At 68.0% G+C, this 20,786-nt stretch carries 16 protein-coding genes and 1 tRNA gene; 7 read left to right on the top strand and 10 right to left on the bottom strand.

The features are described 5' to 3' along the window. Positions 1–3: 3 nt before the first annotated feature. Positions 4–2,436 (bottom strand): TonB-dependent receptor, encoded by a 2,433-nt coding sequence (locus tag V5740_RS13335; protein WP_347302958.1) that lies wholly within the window; start codon positions 2,434–2,436, stop codon positions 4–6. 142 nt (positions 2,437–2,578) lie between these two features. Further along, complete coding sequence (locus V5740_RS13330; protein ID WP_347302957.1) at positions 2,579–3,127, bottom strand: GNAT family N-acetyltransferase; 549 nt, start codon at positions 3,125–3,127, stop codon at positions 2,579–2,581. 93 nt (positions 3,128–3,220) lie between these two features. Here V5740_RS13330 and V5740_RS13325 point away from each other — a divergent pair, with 93 nt between their 5' ends. Both V5740_RS13325 and V5740_RS13320 read left to right on the top strand, forming a co-directional pair. Continuing rightward, positions 3,221–4,264: an LD-carboxypeptidase gene (locus V5740_RS13325; RefSeq protein ID WP_347302956.1), complete on the top strand. Its 1,044-nt coding sequence runs from the start codon at positions 3,221–3,223 to the stop codon at positions 4,262–4,264. 48 nt (positions 4,265–4,312) lie between these two features. After that, the gene (locus tag V5740_RS13320; protein ID WP_347302955.1) at positions 4,313–5,797 is read left to right on the top strand and encodes a YifB family Mg chelatase-like AAA ATPase; all 1,485 of its coding nucleotides are present in this window, start codon (positions 4,313–4,315) and stop codon (positions 5,795–5,797) included. A gap of 207 nt (positions 5,798–6,004) precedes the next feature. On the opposite strand, the gene V5740_RS13315 is transcribed toward V5740_RS13320, so the two are convergent. From V5740_RS13315 to galE, 5 genes are all read right to left on the bottom strand, one after another. Then, on the bottom strand, positions 6,005–6,355 hold the full coding sequence (locus V5740_RS13315; RefSeq protein WP_347302954.1) for an endonuclease domain-containing protein: 351 nt from the start codon (positions 6,353–6,355) through the stop codon (positions 6,005–6,007). A 179-nt stretch (positions 6,356–6,534) separates the two neighbouring features. After that, on the bottom strand, positions 6,535–8,730 hold the full coding sequence (locus V5740_RS13310) for a hypothetical protein (RefSeq protein ID WP_347302953.1): 2,196 nt from the start codon (positions 8,728–8,730) through the stop codon (positions 6,535–6,537). Between the two features lie 276 nt (positions 8,731–9,006). Beyond that, positions 9,007–9,627, bottom strand: a complete 621-nt coding sequence (locus V5740_RS13305; protein ID WP_347302952.1) for an HAD family phosphatase — start codon at positions 9,625–9,627, stop codon at positions 9,007–9,009. Between the two features lie 8 nt (positions 9,628–9,635). Then, on the bottom strand, positions 9,636–9,761 hold the full coding sequence (gene ykgO, locus V5740_RS13300) for a type B 50S ribosomal protein L36 (protein WP_003046794.1): 126 nt from the start codon (positions 9,759–9,761) through the stop codon (positions 9,636–9,638). A gap of 88 nt (positions 9,762–9,849) precedes the next feature. Then, positions 9,850–10,857 (bottom strand): UDP-glucose 4-epimerase GalE, encoded by a 1,008-nt coding sequence (galE, locus tag V5740_RS13295; protein ID WP_347302951.1) that lies wholly within the window; start codon positions 10,855–10,857, stop codon positions 9,850–9,852. Positions 10,858–10,962: 105 nt separating this feature from the next. Here galE and V5740_RS13290 point away from each other — a divergent pair, with 105 nt between their 5' ends. Together V5740_RS13290 and V5740_RS13285 are read left to right on the top strand one after the other, a co-directional pair. Beyond that, positions 10,963–11,595: a DUF4136 domain-containing protein gene (locus V5740_RS13290; RefSeq protein ID WP_347302950.1), complete on the top strand. Its 633-nt coding sequence runs from the start codon at positions 10,963–10,965 to the stop codon at positions 11,593–11,595. Further along, positions 11,592–12,719, top strand: a complete 1,128-nt coding sequence (locus V5740_RS13285) for a M14-type cytosolic carboxypeptidase (protein WP_347302949.1) — start codon at positions 11,592–11,594, stop codon at positions 12,717–12,719. Before V5740_RS13290 ends, V5740_RS13285 begins: the two co-directional genes overlap by 4 nt. Before the next feature lie 68 nt (positions 12,720–12,787). Here the strand turns inward: V5740_RS13285 and ftsH are convergent, their stop codons facing one another. The 3 genes from ftsH to V5740_RS13270 form a co-directional block, all read right to left on the bottom strand. Continuing rightward, the gene (gene ftsH / locus V5740_RS13280; protein ID WP_347302948.1) at positions 12,788–14,764 is read right to left on the bottom strand and encodes an ATP-dependent zinc metalloprotease FtsH; all 1,977 of its coding nucleotides are present in this window, start codon (positions 14,762–14,764) and stop codon (positions 12,788–12,790) included. Positions 14,765–14,840: 76 nt separating this feature from the next. Further along, positions 14,841–16,442, bottom strand: coding sequence for a carboxyl transferase domain-containing protein (locus V5740_RS13275; protein ID WP_347302947.1), 1,602 nt, complete (start codon positions 16,440–16,442; stop codon positions 14,841–14,843). Then, on the bottom strand, positions 16,439–17,611 hold the full coding sequence (locus tag V5740_RS13270) for an acyl-CoA dehydrogenase family protein (protein WP_347302946.1): 1,173 nt from the start codon (positions 17,609–17,611) through the stop codon (positions 16,439–16,441). Before V5740_RS13270 ends, V5740_RS13275 begins: the two co-directional genes overlap by 4 nt. A gap of 133 nt (positions 17,612–17,744) precedes the next feature. On the opposite strand from V5740_RS13270, the gene V5740_RS13265 reads away from it, so the two are divergent. The 3 genes from V5740_RS13265 (at position 17,745) to V5740_RS13255 (ending at position 20,708) form a co-directional block, all read left to right on the top strand. Then, positions 17,745–19,241 (top strand): PAS domain-containing protein, encoded by a 1,497-nt coding sequence (locus V5740_RS13265; protein ID WP_347302945.1) that lies wholly within the window; start codon positions 17,745–17,747, stop codon positions 19,239–19,241. Between the two features lie 226 nt (positions 19,242–19,467). Then, entirely contained in the window at positions 19,468–20,541 is a 1,074-nt protein-coding gene (locus V5740_RS13260) for a ribonucleotide-diphosphate reductase subunit beta (RefSeq protein ID WP_347302944.1), read from the top strand. Between the two features lie 76 nt (positions 20,542–20,617). Further along, positions 20,618–20,708 (top strand) — tRNA-Ser (locus V5740_RS13255). The last annotated feature ends 78 nt before the right edge of the window (positions 20,709–20,786 follow it).

Raw genomic sequence — 20,786 nt, 5'->3', positions numbered from 1 at the left:
CCGTCAGAAGCTGTAGCCCACCGTCACGCCATAGGTGCGTGGCGGCAGGTAGGTGACGCCCAGCAGCCGTCCGGTGGCGAGGGCGAAGGTGCTGCTCGCCCGGTCCACGTCGAACAGGTTGCGCACCCACGCCTGCAGCCTGACGCCGCTGGCATCCGCCGCCCAGTTGAGGCTCGCATCCACCATCGTGTAGGCGCGCGCACTCTCGATCTCGCGCTCGAACTCGCTGAAATAGATGCGGCTCTTGTACGACACATCGCCCATCGCGGTCAGCGTGCCGCCGGCCAGGTCGAAGTCGTACTCGCCATGCAGGTTCCAGGCCCAGCGCGGCGTGTTGCGCAACTGGTTGCCGGCGAGCTGGATCTCGCCACCTCCAGGCGCGCCGAACGCGGTCGGGTCCGGGTTCGTCACCGGGTTGTAGGCGGGCACGCCCGGCGTCAGGATGTTGACCGGATTCAGCGGGTCCAGCGTCAGGTAATCCTGGAACTTGGCATCGGTGAAGGACAGCGCGCCACTGACGCGGAACCGGTCCGTCACCTGCCCGAACACGTCCAGCTCTACGCCCTTGGCGGTGGTCTCGGCCGCGTTCTGGAAGATCGTCTGGTACCCGGTCGGCCCGCCGGAGATGGTCTTGTTCAACTGCAACCCTTGCAGGTCGTAGGTGTAGGCCGCCAAGTTGATCGCGAAGCCGTTCGCCAGCGTCGCCTTGATCCCGGCCTCGTGGTTCTGGATCGTCTCGGGGTCGACGATGGTGGTGCTGCCGGCCGCGTTCTCCCCGCTACCCGCCTTGAACCCTTCGGCGTAGGTGTAATAGAGCAGGATGTCGGGGGTGGCGCGCCATTCGACGCCCAGTTCCGGGGTGAAATCGCTGAAGCTGCGTTCGCGGAACGTGCCTTCGGTAGTGTAGCGGATCACCGGCCCGCGTCCGCCCGCGGCGATCACGATGGACGGGTTGGCGCTCTCGATCGTCTCGTGGCTGTAACGCCCACCCAGCTTCAGCGTCAGGCTGTCCAGCGCCGGGCTGAGCAGCCCCAGCCCAACATTAGCCTGCCCGAACAAGGCATAGGCATCGGTGCCGAGGTTGGAACGGGTGCAGACCCGCTTGGGCGCGATCACGGTTGTCCCGCCGCTCACGTCGTCGGGGCGATAGCCGCACAGGCCGAACGCCTCGTCCAGGCTGATGCCGGCCGCCTGCAGCAGCGGAATATTGCTGGCCATGCCGTTGCGGCGCGCCAGGCCCACATTGTCGATCGGGCGCTGCCGTTCGTGGAAGTAGAACCCGCCCACCACCAAGTCGAGGTAATCGACCGAGTAGTTCAATTGCAGCTCGTTGCTCCACTGCTCGCTGTCGATCCGCCGTTCCTGCACGGTGGTCGGCTGGCCCGTTGTCTGCAGGCTGTTGACCACGCCCGACAGATCGAGGTCCTGGAACAGCGAGGTCTCGAAATCACGGAAATTGGCGATGTTGGTCAGCGTCAATGCATCGCTCAGGTCGACAGTCAACGTGCCGGTGAAGCTGTAGCTTTCGGTATCGGTGCCGACATCGGTCTCCGACGCCAGATCACGCGGCCGGGTGGCATAACCGCCCCGGCCCAGCGGGGCGAGCCGCGCCACGTCGGGGAAGGATGGGGCGAGGTAATGGACCGCGCCCGAATGGTCGTCCTGCCGGAAATACTCGCCCGTCAGCAGCAGCTCCGCCGCGGTGCCCAGCTCGAATCGCAGGTGCCCGCGCAGCATGCGGCGGTTGAGGTCGTCCACATCGTTGCCGGTGACCGGATTGGTGCCGAAGCCGTCGCGATCCTCCGTCTTGCCGGCGATGCGGAAGGCGATGCCGGGCACGATCGGACCACCGATCGCCCCTTCGGTGATGAGCTGGCTGTAATTGCCGTAGGTCGCGCGAACATAGCCCTCGAACGTGTCGGACGGCTTGGCGGTGATGAGGTTGATGGAGCCGCCGGTGGCGTTGCGGCCATACAACGTGCCCTGCGGCCCGCGCAGCACCTCCACCCGCGCAAGGTCGAACAGGCTGGTGAGCTGCGCCTCGGCCCGGCTGACGACCGCACCGTCCACATGCAGCGCGACGCCGGTGGCGTTGCCGGTGGTGGAGGTGTTGGCACCGACGCCGCGGATGAAGATCTTCGCCTGGTTGAAGTCGTTGCCGAAGTTCACCGACGGGACGATGGTCTGAAGGTCCGACAGGCTGTTCACCTGCGCTTCCGCCAGTCGGTCGGTACCGATGGCGGTGATCGCGGCGCTGACATCCTGCAGCGACTGCTCGCGCCGTTGTGCGGTGACGATGATGTCGTTGCCTTGGGCGACCGGCGCGGTGTCCTCCGAGGTTCCGGACGCATCGCCAACTGCGGTGACCTGCGCCATTGCGGCCTGTGCCACCATGACCAACGCCAACGCGCTGCCCGTCCCGACGAATATCCGCATATATGACCCCTGCCTTTTGCCCGGGCACCTATCAGCCGATGCTTCGCATGGATAGTAGCAGCATATTCACGAATGCGAAGCTTATCACATCGCAATCCACTATATCGATTGCAATTTCACATACGCGAACACAGCTTGTGGATCAGACGAGCACCTTTTCCATCGGCAGCAGCGGCACACCGCCATCCTCGAACGCCTGTCCCGGCAGGTAGCCGAAGCGAGCGTAGAGCTTCTCGCCGCCGACCGTCGCCGCCAGTCGCACGCGGGCGAACCCCTCCGCCCGCGCCGCCGCCTCCCCCGCGGCCAGCACGCGGCGGCCGATACCGCGGCGGGCATGGTCGGGGTGGGTGTACATCGCCCGGATCCGCGCCGGCTCCGTCGCCGGGTCCAGCAGCCGGGCGTCACGCCCACCGGTGTGGTTCCCGCCATAGACCGTCGCCCGTCGGCTCCACCCACCGCAGCCGACCAGCGCGGCGCCGTCATGCACCACGAAATAGGTGCCGTCCGCGATCAGTTGCGTGTCGAGGCCCATGACCCTGTGGCTCGCCGCAATCTGCGCCGGCGTCAGATAGGGGCCGAGCAGCGCCGGGATCGCCAGTGCCATCAGTTCGGCGATTGCCGGCGCGTCCGCCATCGTGGCGATGCGGAGCGGCAGATCGGCTGACGGTACGGCTGACGTGCTCTGCTGCATCTCGGACCCCTACTTGTTCACCCTTGCGGCTTGCACCCGTCGCCGCCCGCTGGTCTTGTGTCGCGCACAATGCGGCAGGACAACAGGGGCCCGATGGATTTCTCTCGACGGATGATGCTGGGCGCCCTGGGAGCGGCGACGCTGGCGGGCGGCGCGACTTTGCGGGCGCAAGGGGCGGCACCGGCGCTGGTCCGCCCGCCGCGGCTGAAGGCCGGCGACACCGTCGGGCTGGTCGCCCCGGCCGGCTTCCTGGCCGACCGTACCGAGCTGGAGGTCGCGGTGGAGGCGGTGCGCGCCATGGGGCTGATGCCGCGCATGGCTGACAACATCCTGCACCGCCACGGCTACCTGGCAGGAACTGACGCCGAACGCGCCGCCGGGGTCAATGCCATGTTCGCCGACCGCGCCGTGCGCGCGGTGCTGAGCGTGCGGGGCGGCTGGGGCTGCGCGCGGATCCTGCCGCTGCTGGATTATGCCGCGATGCGCCGCGATCCCAAACCGCTGGTCGGCTTCAGCGACGTCACCGCGCTGCACCTCGCCTTGCAGGCGCGGGAGGTCGGCTTCGCCACGATCCACGGCCCCAACGCCGCCTCGCAATGGCCACTGGGCAATTGGGAACCGCTGCGCGACATGCTGTTCGACGCCGCCACCCCGACCTATGGCCCGCCCCCGCCGGCGACGGACCGGCTGGTGGACGGGGCCGCGCGAACCGTCACGATAACGTCCGGCACCGCGGAAGGGCGGCTGATCGGCGGCAACCTCACCGTGCTGTCCGCGCTTGCCGGCACGCCCTGGCTGCCCGATTTCACCGGCGCGATCCTGTTCCTGGAGGAGACGAACGAGGCGCAGTACCGGATCGACCGGATGCTGACGCAATTAGGGCAGGCAGGCATCCTGCCGCGGGTGGCGGGTGTGGTGTTCGGCCGCTGCACCAGTTGCACCGATGCCGGCGGATACGGCAATTTCACCCTGGTGGAGGTGCTGGACCAGCACCTTGGCCCACTGGGCGTGCCCGCCTTCCATGCGCCGCTGTTCGGCCATGGCGGCGGCCGGCAGGTCCCACTGCCCGTCGGCGCCCGATGCCGCATCGATGCCGCCGCCGGCACGATGACGATGCTGGAGCCGGTGGTGGCCTAGACAGCGCCGTCCCCGCCGTTACAAGCAGGCGGAACAAAGGGGGACAATGTGGTCGCACTGGTATCCACGGTGGCCTATCTGGGGCTGGAGGCGCGCGCCGTGGAGGTGCAGTGCCAGCTTGCGCCCGGCCTGCCGCGCTTCGCCGTGGTCGGCCTGCCGGACAAGGCCGTGGGCGAGAGCCGCGAACGGGTGCAGGCGGCGCTCAGCGCCATGGGCCTGGCGCTGCCGCCCAAGCGGATCACCGTGAACCTCTCGCCCGCCGACCTGCCCAAGGAAGGCAGCCATTACGACCTGCCGATCGCGCTTGCTCTGCTGGCGGCGATGGGCGTCACGGATGCGGAGCAATTGGGCGAATACGTCGCGGTGGGGGAGCTGGCGCTGGACGGGCGCATCGTCGCCAGCCCCGGCGTGCTGCTCGCCGCGCTGCATGCCCGTAGCGGCGAACGCGGCCTGATCTGCCCGGCGGCGCAGGGGGCGGAGGCCGGCTGGGCGAGCGGCGTACCGGTCACCGCGGCGCCCGATCTGGTCAGCCTGCTGAACCATCTGAAGGGCACCGCCGCCCTGCCCGCCCCGCCGCCGGGCGAGGTGGCGGAGCGGCGGCCGGGGCCGGACCTGTCCCAGGTGAAGGGGCAGGAAACCGCCCGTCGCGCGCTGGAGATCGCGGCGGCCGGCAACCACAACCTGCTGATGGTCGGGCCACCCGGTTCGGGCAAGAGCCTACTTGCCAGTTGTCTGCCCGGCATCCTGCCGCCTTTGTCCTCTGCCGAGGCACTGGAAGTGTCCATGATCGCCTCCGTCGCCGGGGCGCTGGAGGGCGGGCGGATCAGCCGCGACCGCCCGTTCCGCGCGCCGCATCACAGCGCCAGCATGGCCGCGCTGACCGGTGGCGGCCTGCGCGTGCGGCCGGGGGAGATCAGCATGGCCCATCGCGGCGTGCTGTTCCTGGACGAGTTGCCCGAGTTCCAGCGCCCGGTGCTCGACAGCCTACGCCAGCCGCTTGAGACGGGCCGCGTCGATGTCGCCCGCGCCAATGCGCATGTCAGCTACCCGGCCCGGTTCCAGCTGATCGCGGCGATGAACCCCTGCCGCTGCGGCAGTGCCGAGGGATGCCGCAGGGGCCCGCGCTGCGCCGCCGATTACCAGGCGCGGGTCAGCGGCCCGATGCTGGACCGGATCGACCTGACCGTGGAGGTGCAGCCGGTCCGCGCCATCGACCTCGCCACCCCGGCCGCGGCGGAGCCGAGCGCCCATGTCGCCGCCCGCGTGGCCGATGCACGCCGCGTGCAGCTGGCGCGCGGCGTACGCGCCAACGCAGAGCTGGAGGGGCCTGCGCTGGAGGAGCACGCCACGCCCGACGCCGCCGGCCGCGCGCTGCTGCTGCAGGCGGCGGAGACGCTGCGCCTGTCCGCCCGCGCCTACACCCGCATGCTGCGCGTCGCGCGCACCGTGGCGGACCTTGCTGGCGCGGAGCAGATGGGCCGGGTGCATGTGGCCGAGGCGCTGAGCTACCGCCGGCGCGAAACGCTGTCCTGACAGGGGTTTGCGCCGGAAGTTGACACTAAGTTTACACCTCCCCCGGGCTGCTTAACGGCCGCAATGATGCGCCGCCCGGCTGGCGGGAATGGCGCATGAGTGGAGTTGGCGAGGCATGGGCGTGCCATGACAGCTATGCCCCGTGTAGGACAGCGCTTGCCGGGCAGCTCATTCGCGGAATGGCGGCTTTCGCCCCTTAGCGGACCTTCAGTCCTCCCCGTGCGCAGCATGGGGAGGGGGACCAGCCGCAGGCTGGTGGAGGGGTGTGGCGCAGCATCTGACGATGGCGCCGGCCACGCGGTCCAGGTCGTTCAGGATGTCTGCTGCGGCAATGCGGATGACCTCAATCCCCTGCTGTCGCAACCAGCTATCCCGGTCGATGTCGCGCGCCGGATTGTCGCCCATGTCGTGGACGATGCCGTCCACCTCCACAGCAATGCGGCAGGCCGGGCAGTAGAAGTCGAGCACGAAGGGCCCGACCGGATGCTGTCGCCTGAACTTGAGGCCCGCCGGGCGGGTGCGCAGCACGCCCCAGAGCATCAGCTCCGGCTTGGTCATCGTTCGGCGTAAGCGTCGGGCGTTCAGGACTGTCGTGCGCCGTGCCATACCCCTCCACCACCCTGCGGGTGGTCCCCCTCCCCATCTGCGATGGGGAGGATTAAGCCGCCTCGGCTAAAAGCAGTGTCCGCTTGCCACCTAGACGACGCACCCCTGCCGATTCGAGGCCCGGTGCCCGGTCAGAAGCGCAGCAGTTCCAGCAGCGATGAGCGGTCGTCCGTCCACACCTCCGCGGCTGGGGCGGGGAGCGGCTTCCACATGCCAAGCCCGCTGGCCGAGAGGCGCTGCAAGGCGGCGGGATCACGCGACAGGGCGATCCAGATCGACGGGCTGAGACCGATGCCGGTACCCGGATCGTCGCGCAGCAGGCCGCGCCAGCCGCCCTCCCGCGCCTGGGCCGCCACCATGGGCGCAAGGTCGAGATAGCGGTTGGAGATGTGCACCAGCATCACGCCATTGCTCGCCAGTGCCCGGCCATAGATGGCGAACGCCTCCCGCGTCAGCAGATGGACGGGGATCGCGTCGGAGGAGAAAGCATCCACCGCCAGCAAATCCTGCCCGCCCGCAGGCGCGTGGGCGAGGCTGATCCGCGCATCCCCGATCACGACCCGGGCATCGGGCGCGCAATCGCGCAGGAAGGTGAAGGTCCCCTGCCGCGAGAGCGCCAGCACCGCCGGATCGATCTCGAAGAAGGTCCAGGCCTGCCCCGCCCGCTTGTAGCAGGCGAGGGTGCCGACGCCGAGGCCGACCACGCCGACCCGCGCATCGGGCGCGGCGGCCGCCAGCGCCAGACCGACGCCGCTGTCGCCGCCGTAATAACCGGTCGGAGCCAGCCGCCGCGCCGGCACCTGCCATTGCTCCCCATGCATGGTCGTACCGTGGTTCAGCCGCCGCAGCCGGCCATCCGCCGCCTCCGTGATGCTGTAGACGCCGAAATAGCTGCGCGTGCGCGCGCCGCTGGCGGACAGCGCCAGCGTGGAGACGCCCCCATGGCCCAGCAGCAGCAGCGCGAAGATGGCGGTGAATGCGATGCGGTGGCCGGTGACGATGATGCCGAGCACGACCAGCAGCGCGACATGCAGGAAGATATCCGCGCCGCTGCGCGCCTCCACCGCATCGGCCAGCCGCCACGCCAGCAGAGCGGCGGCCGCCACCAGCACCGCCGCCGCGACATGCCGCCAGCGTCCGCCGCGCCAGTAATCGCCCACCTGCCGCACCAGCGCCGCCTGTGGGATCAGCAGCGCCGCCGCGATCAGCAGCAGCGCGTGTTCGTACACCCAGTCGAACAGGACCGGCGCCAGCAATGCCGCGAAGATGCCGCCCAGCGCGCCGCCGGTCGCCATCACCAGGTAGAACAGCGTCAGCCGGGCCGGCTCCGGCCTGAGCGCGTACAGCCGGCCGTGCAGCGCCACTGCCAGCACGAACAGCAGCGCGACCGCCGCCAGCGCCACGGCCGGGTTCGCCTGCCCTCCGCTGATCATGGCGAGGCCGCCGATCATCAGCAGCAGCACCGGGGCATAGCGGTTCAGGATCGCCAGCCAGATGCTGTCGCCCGCGCCGAAGGCGACGGTGAAAGACAGCAGATAGGCCGCGAGCGGGATGACCCACAGCAGCGGCATGGCCATCAGGTCGGTGGTCAGCAGCGTGGTGGTGGACAGCAGCAGGCCCGACGGCACGGCCGACAGTGCCAGCCACAGCGCGATCCGCCGCCACCCGATCGGCGCGGCGGCGACGTCCACCGCCGCAACCGGTCCTGCCCCCACCCGCCAGCGTGTCGCCGCGGCCATCGCCACCAGCAGCACCAGCACGCCATAGCCCACCGCCCAGATCGCGGTCTGCCCGGTGACGGAGAAGTCCCGTTCCAGCCAGAAGGGATAGGCGATCAGCCCGGCAAAGCTGCCCAGGTTGGAGATGGCATACAGGCGATACGGATCGGCCCCGCCTGCCGCATACCAGCGCTGCAGCAGGCTGGACCCGGCCGACAGCAGCAGGAACACCGGCCCCACGGTGGCGGCGAACAGCGCGGGAACCCACAGCACCTCCCACCCGGGCGCGGGCGGCGGCAGGTCGGCCAGTCGCAGCGGCACCGTCAGCCCTGCCACCGCCAGCAGCGCGAGGTGGACCACCGCCTGCCGCCGGACGGGCCAGCGTGCCAGCAGATGGGCATAGCCGTAGCCAGCCAGCAGCAGCAGCTGGAACACGACCAGCGCGCTGTTCCACACCGCCGGCGCCCCGCCCAGCAGCGGCAACGCCATGCGCGCGACCATCGGCTGCACCAGGAACAGCAGCAGGCTTCCGGTGAAGATGGCCAGGATGAACAGGGGAAGCCGCGCCGCGGCGATCATCGGGCGGGCGGTGGAAGCGGCATGGGGCACGGCCACCGCCCTGCCCCGCACGCCGCCCCGCTGCAAGCGGCAATGGCACGCCGTGGCCATCCGCCTTGGCGCTGGCCAATGGGGAACCGGGACGTCGGTGGAAGAACAGCCTGACGCCGATGGACGGTCTGCGACATGGGCCTGACCGGGGGCACGGTCATGCGCCGCTATGATGAAGGCGGCTTCGACCTGGATTTGGCAGCGCCGCTGAGTAGCCTGACGGATGGATGACGGGGCGACGTGGCCTGAGCAGCGATGGCGGCGCGCGCCTGCCGCTCAGTCCAGCAGCCCCTCCGCCACCAGCCGCCGCTCCAGCCCGTCGGCGCCGGTGAACAGGTGCGTGTGCCAGCCGCGCGCATCGGCGGCGGCGATATTTTCGGGCTTGTCGTCGGTGAACAGCAGAGCGTCCGCCGGCAGGCCGAAGCGGCGTTCGGCGATAACGTAGATCGCAGGATCAGGCTTCACGCAGCGTTCGTCACCGCTGACCACGATGTCGCGGAACAGCGCCATCAGCGGCTGCGTGGCGCGGTACTGGGCGAAGAACTCGGCGCCGAAATTGGTCAGTGCGAACAGGGGGACGCCGTTGTCGTGCAGCTGCTGCACCAGGGCAAAGGTGCCGGGCACGTCGCCAGGAATCGAATCGAGAAAGCGATGCCGATAGGCGTCGATCAGCGCGGCATGGTCGGGGTATTCCGCCTGCCGCGCCGGCACCATTTCCGCGAGCGTGACGCCGGCATCATGCTGCACATGCCAGTCTTCCGTGACCACATTGGCCAGGAACCACTCAAGCTCCGCCGGATCGTCGATCAGCGGAGCGAACAGGTGTGCCAGGTCCCATTCGATCAGGACCCGGCCGATGTCGAAGACGACCGCTTGTGGCTTCCCACCGGCGGCCATCGTGCGAATCAGCCCTGGCGCGCCTTGAAGCGGCGGTTGGTCTTGTTGATCACGTAGGTCCGGCCACGGCGGCGGATCACGCGATTGTCCCGGTGGCGGTCCTTGAGCGACTTCAGGCTGTTACGGATCTTCATGATATCTTCCAGCAAAACAAAAGGCACCGGAAACCACGCCCGGTGCCCGTCAATAACGGGCCGCAACTATGTCAGCGGCTAGCCCGAGTCAAGCTTGCGGCCGCAGCTCCGCCAAGCGCCGTTCCCATGCCAGCGCGTGTTCCACAATCTCCTCCAGCCGGTCATGGCGAGGCTGCCACGGAATCGTCGCCTTGATCCGGGCGGGATCGGACACCAGCGCATCGGGGTCGCCCGCACGCCGGGGGCTGAGCACCCGCTCGATCTGCATGTTGGTCACGCGGTCCACCGCATCCAGCACCTCCAGCACGGAGAAGCCCCGGCCATAGCCGCAATTCATCGTCAGCGACCGATCAGGCTCTGCCACCAGGGCATCCAGCGCCAGCACATGCGCGGCGGCAAGGTCGCTGACATGGATGTAGTCGCGCACGCCGGTCCCGTCGGGCGTGGCATAGTCGGTGCCGAACACGCCCACATGGCTGCGTTTCCCCAGCGCCGCCTCCACCGCAACCTTGATGAGGTGGGTGGCGCCGGCGGTGGACTGCCCGCTGCGCCCCTGCGGATCGGCGCCCGCCACGTTGAAGTAGCGCAGCACGCAATAGTTCAGCGGATGCGCGGCGGCGGTGTCGGCCAGCATCTGCTCCGTCATCAGCTTGGACCAGCCATAGGGATTGATCGGCCGCTTGGGGCTGTCCTCCGCGATCGGGCTGCTCTCCGGGATGCCGTAGGTCGCCGCGGTGGAGGAGAAGATGAAGTGCGGCACGCCCGCCTCCACCGCCGCCTGCATCAATGCGCGGCTCTTCACCGTGTTGTTGCCGTAATACTTCAGCGGGTCGCTGACCGATTCCGGCACGATGATCGAACCGGCGAAGTGCATGATCGCACGCGTGCCCTGCTCCGCGAAGATGCGGGCGAGCAGGTCGGCATCGGCGATGTCCCCTTCGTAAAAGGCGACGCCTTCGGGCACGGCGAAGCGGAACCCGGTCGACAGATTGTCGATAACCGCGACGGGCCAGCCCCGGTCGCGCAGCGCCAGCACGGCATGGCTGCCGATATAGCCAGCCCCACCAGTCACCAGCACCGGGATCGGATCGCTCATCTGCCTGTTCCCCAATGTTGCGGGCCGTTGCCGACCGCCGATGCTGCACTGCATCAATTCGCATGCCAATTGCAACCGTGCCGCAGATGGCGTGTTGTACCAGGCATGACCTTGCGCACCCTGCCCGCCGCCTTCGCCGCCGCCGCCGCCCTGCTGGCGACCGGCTGCACCACCCCTGCCTATGTCAGTCCGGTGGAGGTCACGCGCTTCACCGGCAATGCTCCGGCGCAATTGGGGCGGGGCAGCATTGCCGTGGTCGCCGCGCCTGGCGACACGGGTGCCGATTCGCTGGAGTTCAGCCTGTACCAGCAGGCGGTCGCGGCCGAATTGTCGCGGCTCGGCTACAACGTGGTGCGCGCGGGCACCCCGGGTGGGCAGGTGGCGGAGATCGCACTGGAGCGCGGCGTGAACCCGGCGCTGGGTGGCGGCGGCGCGCGCAGCCCGGTGAGCGTGGGTGTCGGCGGCTCCACCGGCGGATGGGGCGGCGGCGGCGTGGGCCTGGGCGTCGGCATCAATCTTGGCGGCGGTGGCCGCTCCAATGTGGACGAGCTGTACCGCCAGCTGCGTGTGCAAATCCGTCCGGCAACCGGCGCCACCCCGCTGTGGGAAGGCCGCGCGAACTTCACCGCCAGCGCCAACAGCGACTATGCCGGTGAACAGGCGGCGGCCGGCCGGCTGGCGCAGGCGCTGTTCGCGGGCTTCCCCGGCGAGTCAGGAGCGACTACCGAGGTCCGATGACCTCTATCCAGATCGACGCCGCGTTCGACAGCGGCAATATCGAAGTCGTCGCGATCGACGGCAACAGCGCCACCCTGACGATCCGGCGCGACCACCAGTCCGACTTCTTCCAGTGGTTCCACTTCCGCGTGGCCGGTGCCGCCAGGCGGGAGGTGGTGCTGCGCATCACCGGCCTCAACGCCTCCGCCTATCCGGGCGGGTGGCCCGATTACCGGGCGGCGGTGTCAGAGGATCGGCAATATTGGGGCCGGGCCGATTCCTCCTGGAACGCGGGCGAGGACAACGGCACGCTGACGATCCGCCACACTCCGGCGGGGGACCTCGCCTGGTTCGCCTATTTCGCGCCCTATTCCATGGAACGGCACCACGACCTGATCGCGGAAGCCGCGGCGAGCGAGGGCGTGTCCTACCGCTGCCTCGGCCATTCGCTGGATGGTCGCGCGATCGATTGCCTGGTGATAGGGGATGGCGACATCCCGGTCTGGCTGTTCGCCCGCCAGCATCCGGGCGAGAGCATGGCGGAATGGTGGATGGAAGGCGCGCTGGAAGCCCTGTGCGACCCCGCCGACCCGGTCGCCCGCGTGCTGCGGCAGCGGTGCCGCATCCATGTGGTGCCCAACTGCAATCCCGACGGGTCATATCGCGGGCACCTGCGCACCAATGCGGTGGGGGTGAACCTCAACCGCGAGTGGCATGAGCCGAGCGCGGAACGATCGCCCGAGGTGCTGGCGGTGCGGAACGCAATGGATGCGAGCGGCGTGCGCTTCGCCATGGACGTGCATGGGGACGAGGCGATCGCCGCCAACTTCATGGCCGGATATGATGGCGTGCCGTCATGGACGGAGAAGCTGGGCGCCGAATACGATCGCTATTGCGCGATCCTGGACCGGCGCAGCCCCGACTTCCAGACAAAGGTCGGCTACCCCAAGACGCCGGCGGGCAAGGCCAATCTCAGCATGAGCACCAACCAGCTGGCCGAACGCTTCGGCGCCTGCGCGATGACGCTGGAGATGCCGTTCAAGGACAATGCCGAATTGCCCGATCCGGCACAGGGGTGGAGCGCGGAGCGGTCGAAGCTGCTGGCGCGGGACTGCCTGGCGGCGCTGGCCGAATGGCTCAACTGAAATGAACCAGCACGATGTTTCCCTGGGGAAACATCGTGCCAGTCTGGTTATCAGATACGCTCTGTCCGTTAGATACCCTGGGGTGCCGCGTCGCCGCCGCTGAACCGACGGCCAGCCTTGGGGATCGCGGAGCCGCGCACGGGCTGAACATTGGTGGTGCCGGTCGGCTGGTCAGGGCGGTCGATCCGGCCGTTTTCCAGCAGCGCCTTGATTTCGTCGCCGGTCAGCGTCTCGTATTCAAGCAGCGCCTGCGCCAGCAATTGCAGCTGGTCCTCGTGATCGGTCAGCAATTGGCGGGCGCGGCTATGGCCGCCTTCCACCAGGTTGCGGATCTCCTCGTCGATCAGCTTGTTGGTCTCTGCGCCCGCCATGGTCCGGTTTGAACCGCCCATGCCGAGATAGCCTTCCTGCTGATCCTCGTACTGGAGCGGGCCCAGCTTGTCGCTCATGCCCCACTTGGTGACCATGTTGCGGGCGAGGCTGGTGGCGTACTGGATATCGCTTGACGCGCCGCTCGACACCTTGTCGTGGCCGAAGATCAGCTCCTCCGCCACGCGGCCGCCCATGCTGACCGCCAGGTTCGCGTGCATCTTATCACGATGGTACGAATAATTGTCCCGTTCCGGCAGGCGCATCACCATGCCCAGGGCGCGGCCGCGCGGGATGATGGTGGCCTTGTGGATCGGGTCAGACGCAGGCTCATGCACGGCGACGATGGCATGGCCCGCCTCATGATAGGCGGTCATCTTCTTCTCGTCGTCGGTCATCACCATGGAGCGGCGTTCCGCGCCCATCATGACCTTGTCCTTGGCCTCCTCGAACTCGGCCATCGCAACCAGCCGCTTGCTGCGCCGGGCGGCGAGCAGCGCGGCCTCGTTGACGAGGTTGGCAAGGTCCGCGCCGGAGAAGCCGGGCGTACCGCGGGCGATGGTGCGCGAATTCACGTCGGGCGCCAGCGGCACCTTCTTCATGTGCACGGACAGGATCTTCTCCCGCCCGTCGATGTCGGGCACGGGAACGACCACCTGCCGGTCGAACCGGCCGGGCCGCAGCAGCGCCGGGTCCAGCACGTCGGGCCGGTTGGTCGCGGCGATGATGATGATGCCCTCGTTCGCCTCGAACCCGTCCATCTCCACGAGGAGCTGGTTCAGCGTCTGCTCGCGCTCGTCATTCGAATTGCCGAGGCCGTGGCCGCGATGACGGCCGACCGCGTCGATCTCGTCGATGAAGACGATGCAAGGCGCGTTCTTCTTCGCTTGTTCGAACATGTCGCGCACGCGGGATGCGCCGACGCCGACGAACATCTCCACGAAGTCGGAACCAGAGATGGTGAAGAACGGCACGCGCGCCTCGCCCGCGATGGCGCGGGCCAGCAGCGTCTTGCCGGTGCCGGGGCTGCCGACCAGCAGCGCGCCCTTGGGGATCTGGCCGCCCAGCTTGCTGAAGCGCTGCGGGTCCTTCAGGAATTCAACGATCTCCTGCAGTTCCTCGCGCGCCTCGTCGATGCCGGCGACGTCGTCGAAGGTGACGCGGCCCTGCTTTTCCGTCAGCAGCTTGGCCTTGCTCTTGCCGAAGCCCATCGCGCCCGAACCGCCGCCCTTCTGCACCTGGCGCAGGGCGAAGAACGCGACGCCCAGGATCAGCAGGAACGGCAGGGTCTGCACCAGGATGTAGAGCAGGAGGTTGCCCTCTTCCGGCGGGGTGCCGGCATAGGACACGCCGTTCGCGTCCAGCAGCTGCGTCAGTTCCGTGTCGTTGGGGACGGGCACGGTGGAGAAGGTGGAGCCATTATCCAACGTGCCGGTGATCCGGTCGGGCGCGATCTGCACGTCGCGCACCTGGCCTTCGGTCACCTGTTCGCGGAAGTCGGAATAGCGCAGCTGCGTACCGGTATTGCCGCCGGTGCCGTTGAACATGGATACGACCAGCAGCAGCGCCAGGAAGATGCCGCCCCAGATCAGCAGGCTTTTGACCCACGGATTGCCGCCAGGGCCTCCGTTCGGGCCATTGGAGCCGTTGCCGTCCGGTTCGCGATTGGTGCTCATCAAGAATCCTCGAAAGGTGTCATTCGCAATGTAGGACCGCGTGGGTGAATGGCAAGCGAACGCCCCGGCCGGCCGGTTACATGCGGAACACGCCGAACCGTGCCGCTTCGGGAATCGGCGCCTCCAGGCAGGCGGCGAGCGCGAGACCGAGCACGTCGCGGCTCTGCGCCGGGTCGATCACGCCGTCGTCCCACAGGCGGGCGGTGGCGTACCAGGGGTTGCCCTGCTCCTCGTACTCCGCGCGGATCGGCGCCTTGAACGCCTCCGCCTCCTCCGCCGTCCAGCTGGCCGCATCGCGGTGCACGGTGGCGAGCACGCTGGCGGCCTGCTCGCCGCCCATGACCCCGATCCGCGAATTGGGCCAGGTGAACAGGAACCTCGGGGAATAGGCGCGCCCACACATGCCGTAATTGCCCGCGCCGAAGCTGCCGCCGATGACCAGCGTGATCTTGGGCACCTGCGCCGTCGCCACGGCCGTCACCAGCTTGGCCCCGTGGCGGGCGATCCCCTCCGCCTCGTACCGGCCGCCGACCATGAAGCCGGAGATGTTCTGCAGGAACAGCAGCGGAATACCGCGCTGGCAGGCGAGTTCGATGAAATGCGCGCCTTTGGTGGCGGATTCGCTGAACAGCACGCCGTTGTTGGCGAGGATGGCCACCGGCACGCCCCAGATATGGGCAAAGCCGCACACCAGGGTGGTGCCGTACAGCGCCTTGAACTCGTGGAACTCCGACCCGTCGACCAGCCGCCCGATCACCTCCCGCACATCGTAGGGCGCACGCACATCCTCCGGGATGAGGGCGTACAGGTCCTCCGGGTCGAGCAGCGGGGGGCGTGGTTCGGCGAGTTCCAGCACCGCGCCGGGGCGCTGGGGCAGGTGGCTGACGATGTCGCGCAAGATGGTGATCGCATGATCGTCGCTGGTCGCCAGGTGATCGACCACGCCGGACTTGCGGGCGTGGAGGTCGCCGCCGCCCAGCTCCTCCGCGCTGATCTTCTCGCCCGTCGCCGCCTCAACCAGCGGCGGGCCGGCGAGGAACACCGTGCCCTGGTTGGCGACGATCACGCTTTCGTCGCACATCGCGGGCACATAGGCGCCGCCGGCCGTGCAATTGCCCATGACGCAGGCGATCTGCGGGATGCCCGCCGCGCTCATCCGTGCCTGGTTGTAGAACACCCGGCCGAAGCCGTCCCGGTCGGGGAACACCTCCGCCTGATGCGGCAGGTTGGCCCCGCCGCTGTCCACAAGGTAGATGCACGGCAGGCGGTTCGCCTCCGCGATCTCCTGCGCGCGCAGGTGCTTCTTCACCGTCAGCGGGTAATAGGTACCGCCCTTCACCGTGGCATCGTTGGCGGCGATCATCACCAGCCGGCCGGAGACGCGGCCGATGCCGGCGACGATACCCGCGCCCGGCACCTCGTCCCCGTACATGCCGCCCGCTGCCAGTTGCGCGACCTCCAGGAACGGCGATCCGGGATCGAGCAGCCGTTCCACCCGCTCCCGCGGCAGCAGCTTGCCGCGGGCCTGATGGCGGGCGCGCGAGCCCTCGCCACCGCCCAGCGCCGCGCGGCCGACCCGCTCGTGCAGCTCCGCCGCCAACGCCCGGTTGTGCGTGGCGCGGGCCAGCGCCTCCGGGCTGTCAGGGTCGAGCCGGGTGGCGATGACGGGCGCCGTCATGCCTTGTCCAGCGCGATCAGTTCACGGCCGATCAGCATACGCCGGATCTCGTTCGTGCCGGCCCCGATGTCGAGCAGCTTCGCATCGCGCAGGTAGCGTTCCACCGGGAAATCGAGCGTATAGCCCGCCCCACCCAGCGCCTGGATCGCCTCCCCCGCGACGCGGAAGGCGTTCTCGCTCGCCAGCAGGATCGCCGCCGCCGCATCGAAGCGGGTCACGGTGTCGTTGGCGCAGGCGCGGGCGACCGCATAGGTGTAGGCGCGCGCCGATTGCAGCGCGACATACATGTCGGCGACCTTGGCCTGGATCAGCTGGAAGCTGCCCACGGGCTTGCCGAACTGCTTGCGTTCGCGGACATAGGGGATGACAACGTCGAGGCAGGCTTGCATGATGCCGAGCTGCACGCCCGCCAGCAGCGCGCGCTCGTAATCAAGGCCGCTCATCAGCACGGCAACACCGCCGCCGACGCCGCCCAGCACGTTGGCATCAGGCACCACGCAATCGTCGAACAGCAGCTCCGCCGTGGGGCTGCCACGCATCCCCAGCTTCTCGATCTTCTGGCCGATGGCGAAGCCCGCCATGCCCTTCTCGATCAGGAAAGTGGTAATGCCGCGGGGCCCGGCATCGGCGTCGGTCTTGGCATAGACGACCAGCACGTCCGCGACCGGGCCGTTGGTGATCCAGAACTTGTGGCCGTTGAGCTTCCAGCCGCCATCCACCTTCGTGGCGGCCAGCTTCATGGAGACGACGTCGGAGCCCGCACCGACCTCGCTCATCGCCAGGGCGCCGACATGTTCCCCGCTGATCAGGCGCGGCAGCAGGCGGGCCTTCTGCTCCGCATTGCCCCAACGGGCGATCTGGTTGACCGCCAGATTGGAGTGGACGCCGTAGCTGAGGCCGATGGAGGCGGAGGCGCGGCTGATCTCCTCAATCGCGATGACATGTTCCAGATAGCCCATGCCAAGCCCGCCATCATCGGCCGACACCGTCAGGCCGTGCAGGCCCATCTCGCCCATCGAAGGCCACAATTCGCGGGGGAAGCGGTCTTCCCGGTCGGTCCGTTCGGCGACCGGCGCGATCACCTCGTCAGCGAAGCGGGCGACGCTCTCCTGGATGGTGGCCGCATCGTCGGGCAGCGCCCAGTCGAATGGGGGTGTGGCTCTCGCCATTGGCAATCCTCTCTCGCAATTTTCTTTATGCGCCGCCTTATACCATTGCGCGACACCCACGCAAACGCCTCGCATGCATTTGACTTGTGGTGAGGCCGATGGTTCTGGTAATGAGGTGCCAGAGATACCCCCCGTGAAACCTACGCATCTTGAGCCCTGGCCTGACGGCCGGACCGGGCAATCGCCGGATGATGCCCGGTTGGCGGAGCTTGCCAGCTTCGGCAGCGATGCGCTGACGGGGGACGAGGAGCTGGATGGCATCGTCCGCTTCGCCGCGCAGCTGTGCGACACGCCGATATCGCTGGTCAGCCTGGTGAAGGCGGACACGCAGATGTTCCTGGCGCGCACCGGCCTCGATGTCAGTGAGACCCCGCGCGACCAGTCATTCTGCGCGCATGCCATGCATGAACGGCAGATCATGCAGGTGCCCGACGCGACGCAGGACGGGCGCTTCGTCGACAATCCGCTGGTCACCGGGGCGCCTGAAATCCGTTTCTATGCCGGGCAGCCGCTGGTGACGGACGACGGCGTGCCGCTGGGATCGCTGTGCGTGATCGACAGCACTGCCCGCCCCGCCGGTCTGACGCAGTTCCAACAGGATGGCCTTGCCGTTCTGGCACGGGCGGTGATGCGGCGGCTCAATGCCCGGCGCAGCGACCTGCGCGCGCTGCTGCAGGTGCAGCGGCACGATTTTCTGGTGCGCGCATTAGCGGACAGCGTGCCGGCGCTGGTCTGGTCGGCCGATGCGGAAGGCCAGTTCACCTACTTCAACCAGCAGATGCAGGACTTCACGGGCTGCACCACGCTGGATGCGAGCGAGATCGTCCATCCGGAGGATCTGCCCGGCTGCAAGGACCAGTGGGCCGAGTCGATCCGCACCGGCCAGCCTTACGAGTTGGAGCATCGGGTGCGGCGCCATGATGGCGAGTACCGCTGGGTCGTGGCACGCGCGGCGCCGGTGCATGACGACGAGGGCCGGATCGTGCGCTGGTTCGGCACCGCGACCGACATTGACAGCGTGCATCGCCAGTCCGAAAGCCGCGATCTGCTGGCGCGCGAGCTGTCGCACCGGATCAAGAACATCTTCGCCGTGGTGGCGGGCCTCATCAGCCTGTCGGCGCGCAAGCAGCCGCAGCACAAGAGCTTCGCCGACGAGCTGACCGGCACGATCCGCGCGCTGGGCCGGGCGCATGATTACGTGCGCCCCACCGGGGCCGATCACCGCAACACGCTGCTGGGTCTGCTGGGCGACCTGTTCCAGCCCTATACCGCCGCGGGCGAAAGCCGCGTGCGGGTGGTGGGCGACGATAGCGCCATCGCCGCACGCGCTGCCACGCCGCTGGCACTGGTGTTCCACGAACTGGCCACCAACTCTGCCAAGTACGGTGCCCTGGGTGCGGAAGATGGCGTTGTCGACCTGACCATCGACGACCGGGGCGACACCCTGCTGCTTCGCTGGACGGAACGTGGCGGTCCCGCACCTGCCGCAGTGGAGCGGATGGACGGCTTCGGTTCACGGCTGGTGGAGATGAGCATCACCGGCCAGCTGGGCGGCAGCTGGGAACGCCGGTTTGAGCCCGAGGGGCTGGTCTGTGCGCTGACCGTTGCGAAGACCTGCATCGCGCCCTGAACGGCGCCCATCATGCAGCGCACCCGACGGCGGGTGTGCGAACCGTCCACCGTTTTGTCCACACCCTCCGGCCCGCCGGCCTTTGCGGCAGGTGGCATCGGCCTTATCCTGCATGCGACTCTTGCCTCCCCTGCGGCCTACTATATGTAGTCAGCACGAGGCGCGGAGACCACATCAGGTGGTACAAACCACGCCGATCCGTCGCATATCACAAGGCCTGCAGCCCATGTCCCTTCTCGAAGCCCGCAAGACCTACAAGCCGTTCGAGTATCCGTGGGCGTACGACTTCTGGAAGCGCCAGCAGCAGCTGCACTGGCTGCCCGAAGAGGTGCCGCTGGGCGAGGATTGCCGCGACTGGGCGCAGAAGCTGTCCGATCACGAGCGTAACCTGCTGACGCAGATCTTCCGCTTCTTCACGCAGGCCGACGTGGAGGTGCAGGATTGCTACCACGAGAAGTACGGCCGCGTGTTCAAGCCGACCGAGATCAAGATGATGCTGACCGCTTTCAGCAACATGGAAACGGTCCATATCGCCGCCTATTCCCACCTGCTCGACACGATCGGCATGCCGGAAAGCGAATACGGGGCGTTTCTCGAGTATGACGAGCTGAAGAACAAGCATGACTACATGCAGAACTTCGGCGTCGACAATGACGAGGACATCGCCCGCACGCTGGCCATGTTCGGCGGCTTCACCGAAGGGGTGCAGCTGTTCGCCAGCTTCGCCATGCTGATGAACTTCCCGCGCTTCAACAAGATGAAGGGCATGGGGCAGATCGTCAGCTGGTCGGTCCGCGACGAGAGCCTGCATTGCGAAGGCATCACGCGCATGTTCCACGCCTTCACCCAGGAACGCCAATGCCTGACCAAGGCGGTGAAGGACGACATTGCCGATGTGTGTCAGACCACCATCCGGCTGGAGGATGCCTTCATTGACCTCGCCTTCGAGATGGGCCCGGTGCAGGGCATGACGGCCAAGGAGATCAAGAAGTACATCCGCTACATCGCCGACTGGCGGCTGGAGCAGCTGGGCCTGAAGCCGATCTATCTGATCGACGAGCATCCGCTGCCCTGGCTGACCCCGCTGCTGAACGGGGTGGAGCACGCGAACTTCTTCGAAACCCGTGCCACGGAATATTCCAAGGCCGCGACGCGCGGCAACTGGAACGATGTATGGTCCAGCTTTGACAGCCGGCAGAAGGCCCGCTCTGCCGCCAACGAGGCGGAGGAGCCCGCAGCCGGTGCGCCGGACGAGGGTTTCGGCCTGTTCGGCCCCGCCGGCATGCAGGCGGCGGAGTAGCCGCGTCGATTAGGGGCACTATAGAGCGAAGGGGCGCTTGATAGCGGCCCTCCCCCTCGTTATAGGCCCCGCTTCCGGAGACGTGGGTGAGTGGCTGAAACCAGTTCCCTGCTAAGGAACCGTACTCTATCAGGGTACCGAGGGTTCGAATCCCTCCGTCTCCGCCACAGCCCGGCCCTCGGGGCTGTCGGTGAATGAACTTCCCTAAAATTTCTGCATACTAGCGCTTGGTGTGCGCATGCGCT

This window comes from Croceibacterium sp. TMG7-5b_MA50 (genome assembly GCF_039830145.1).
GTDB lineage: Bacteria > Pseudomonadota > Alphaproteobacteria > Sphingomonadales > Sphingomonadaceae > Croceibacterium.
Note: the sequence above shows the minus strand (reverse complement) of the source record. Positions and strands in the feature narration are given on the sequence as shown.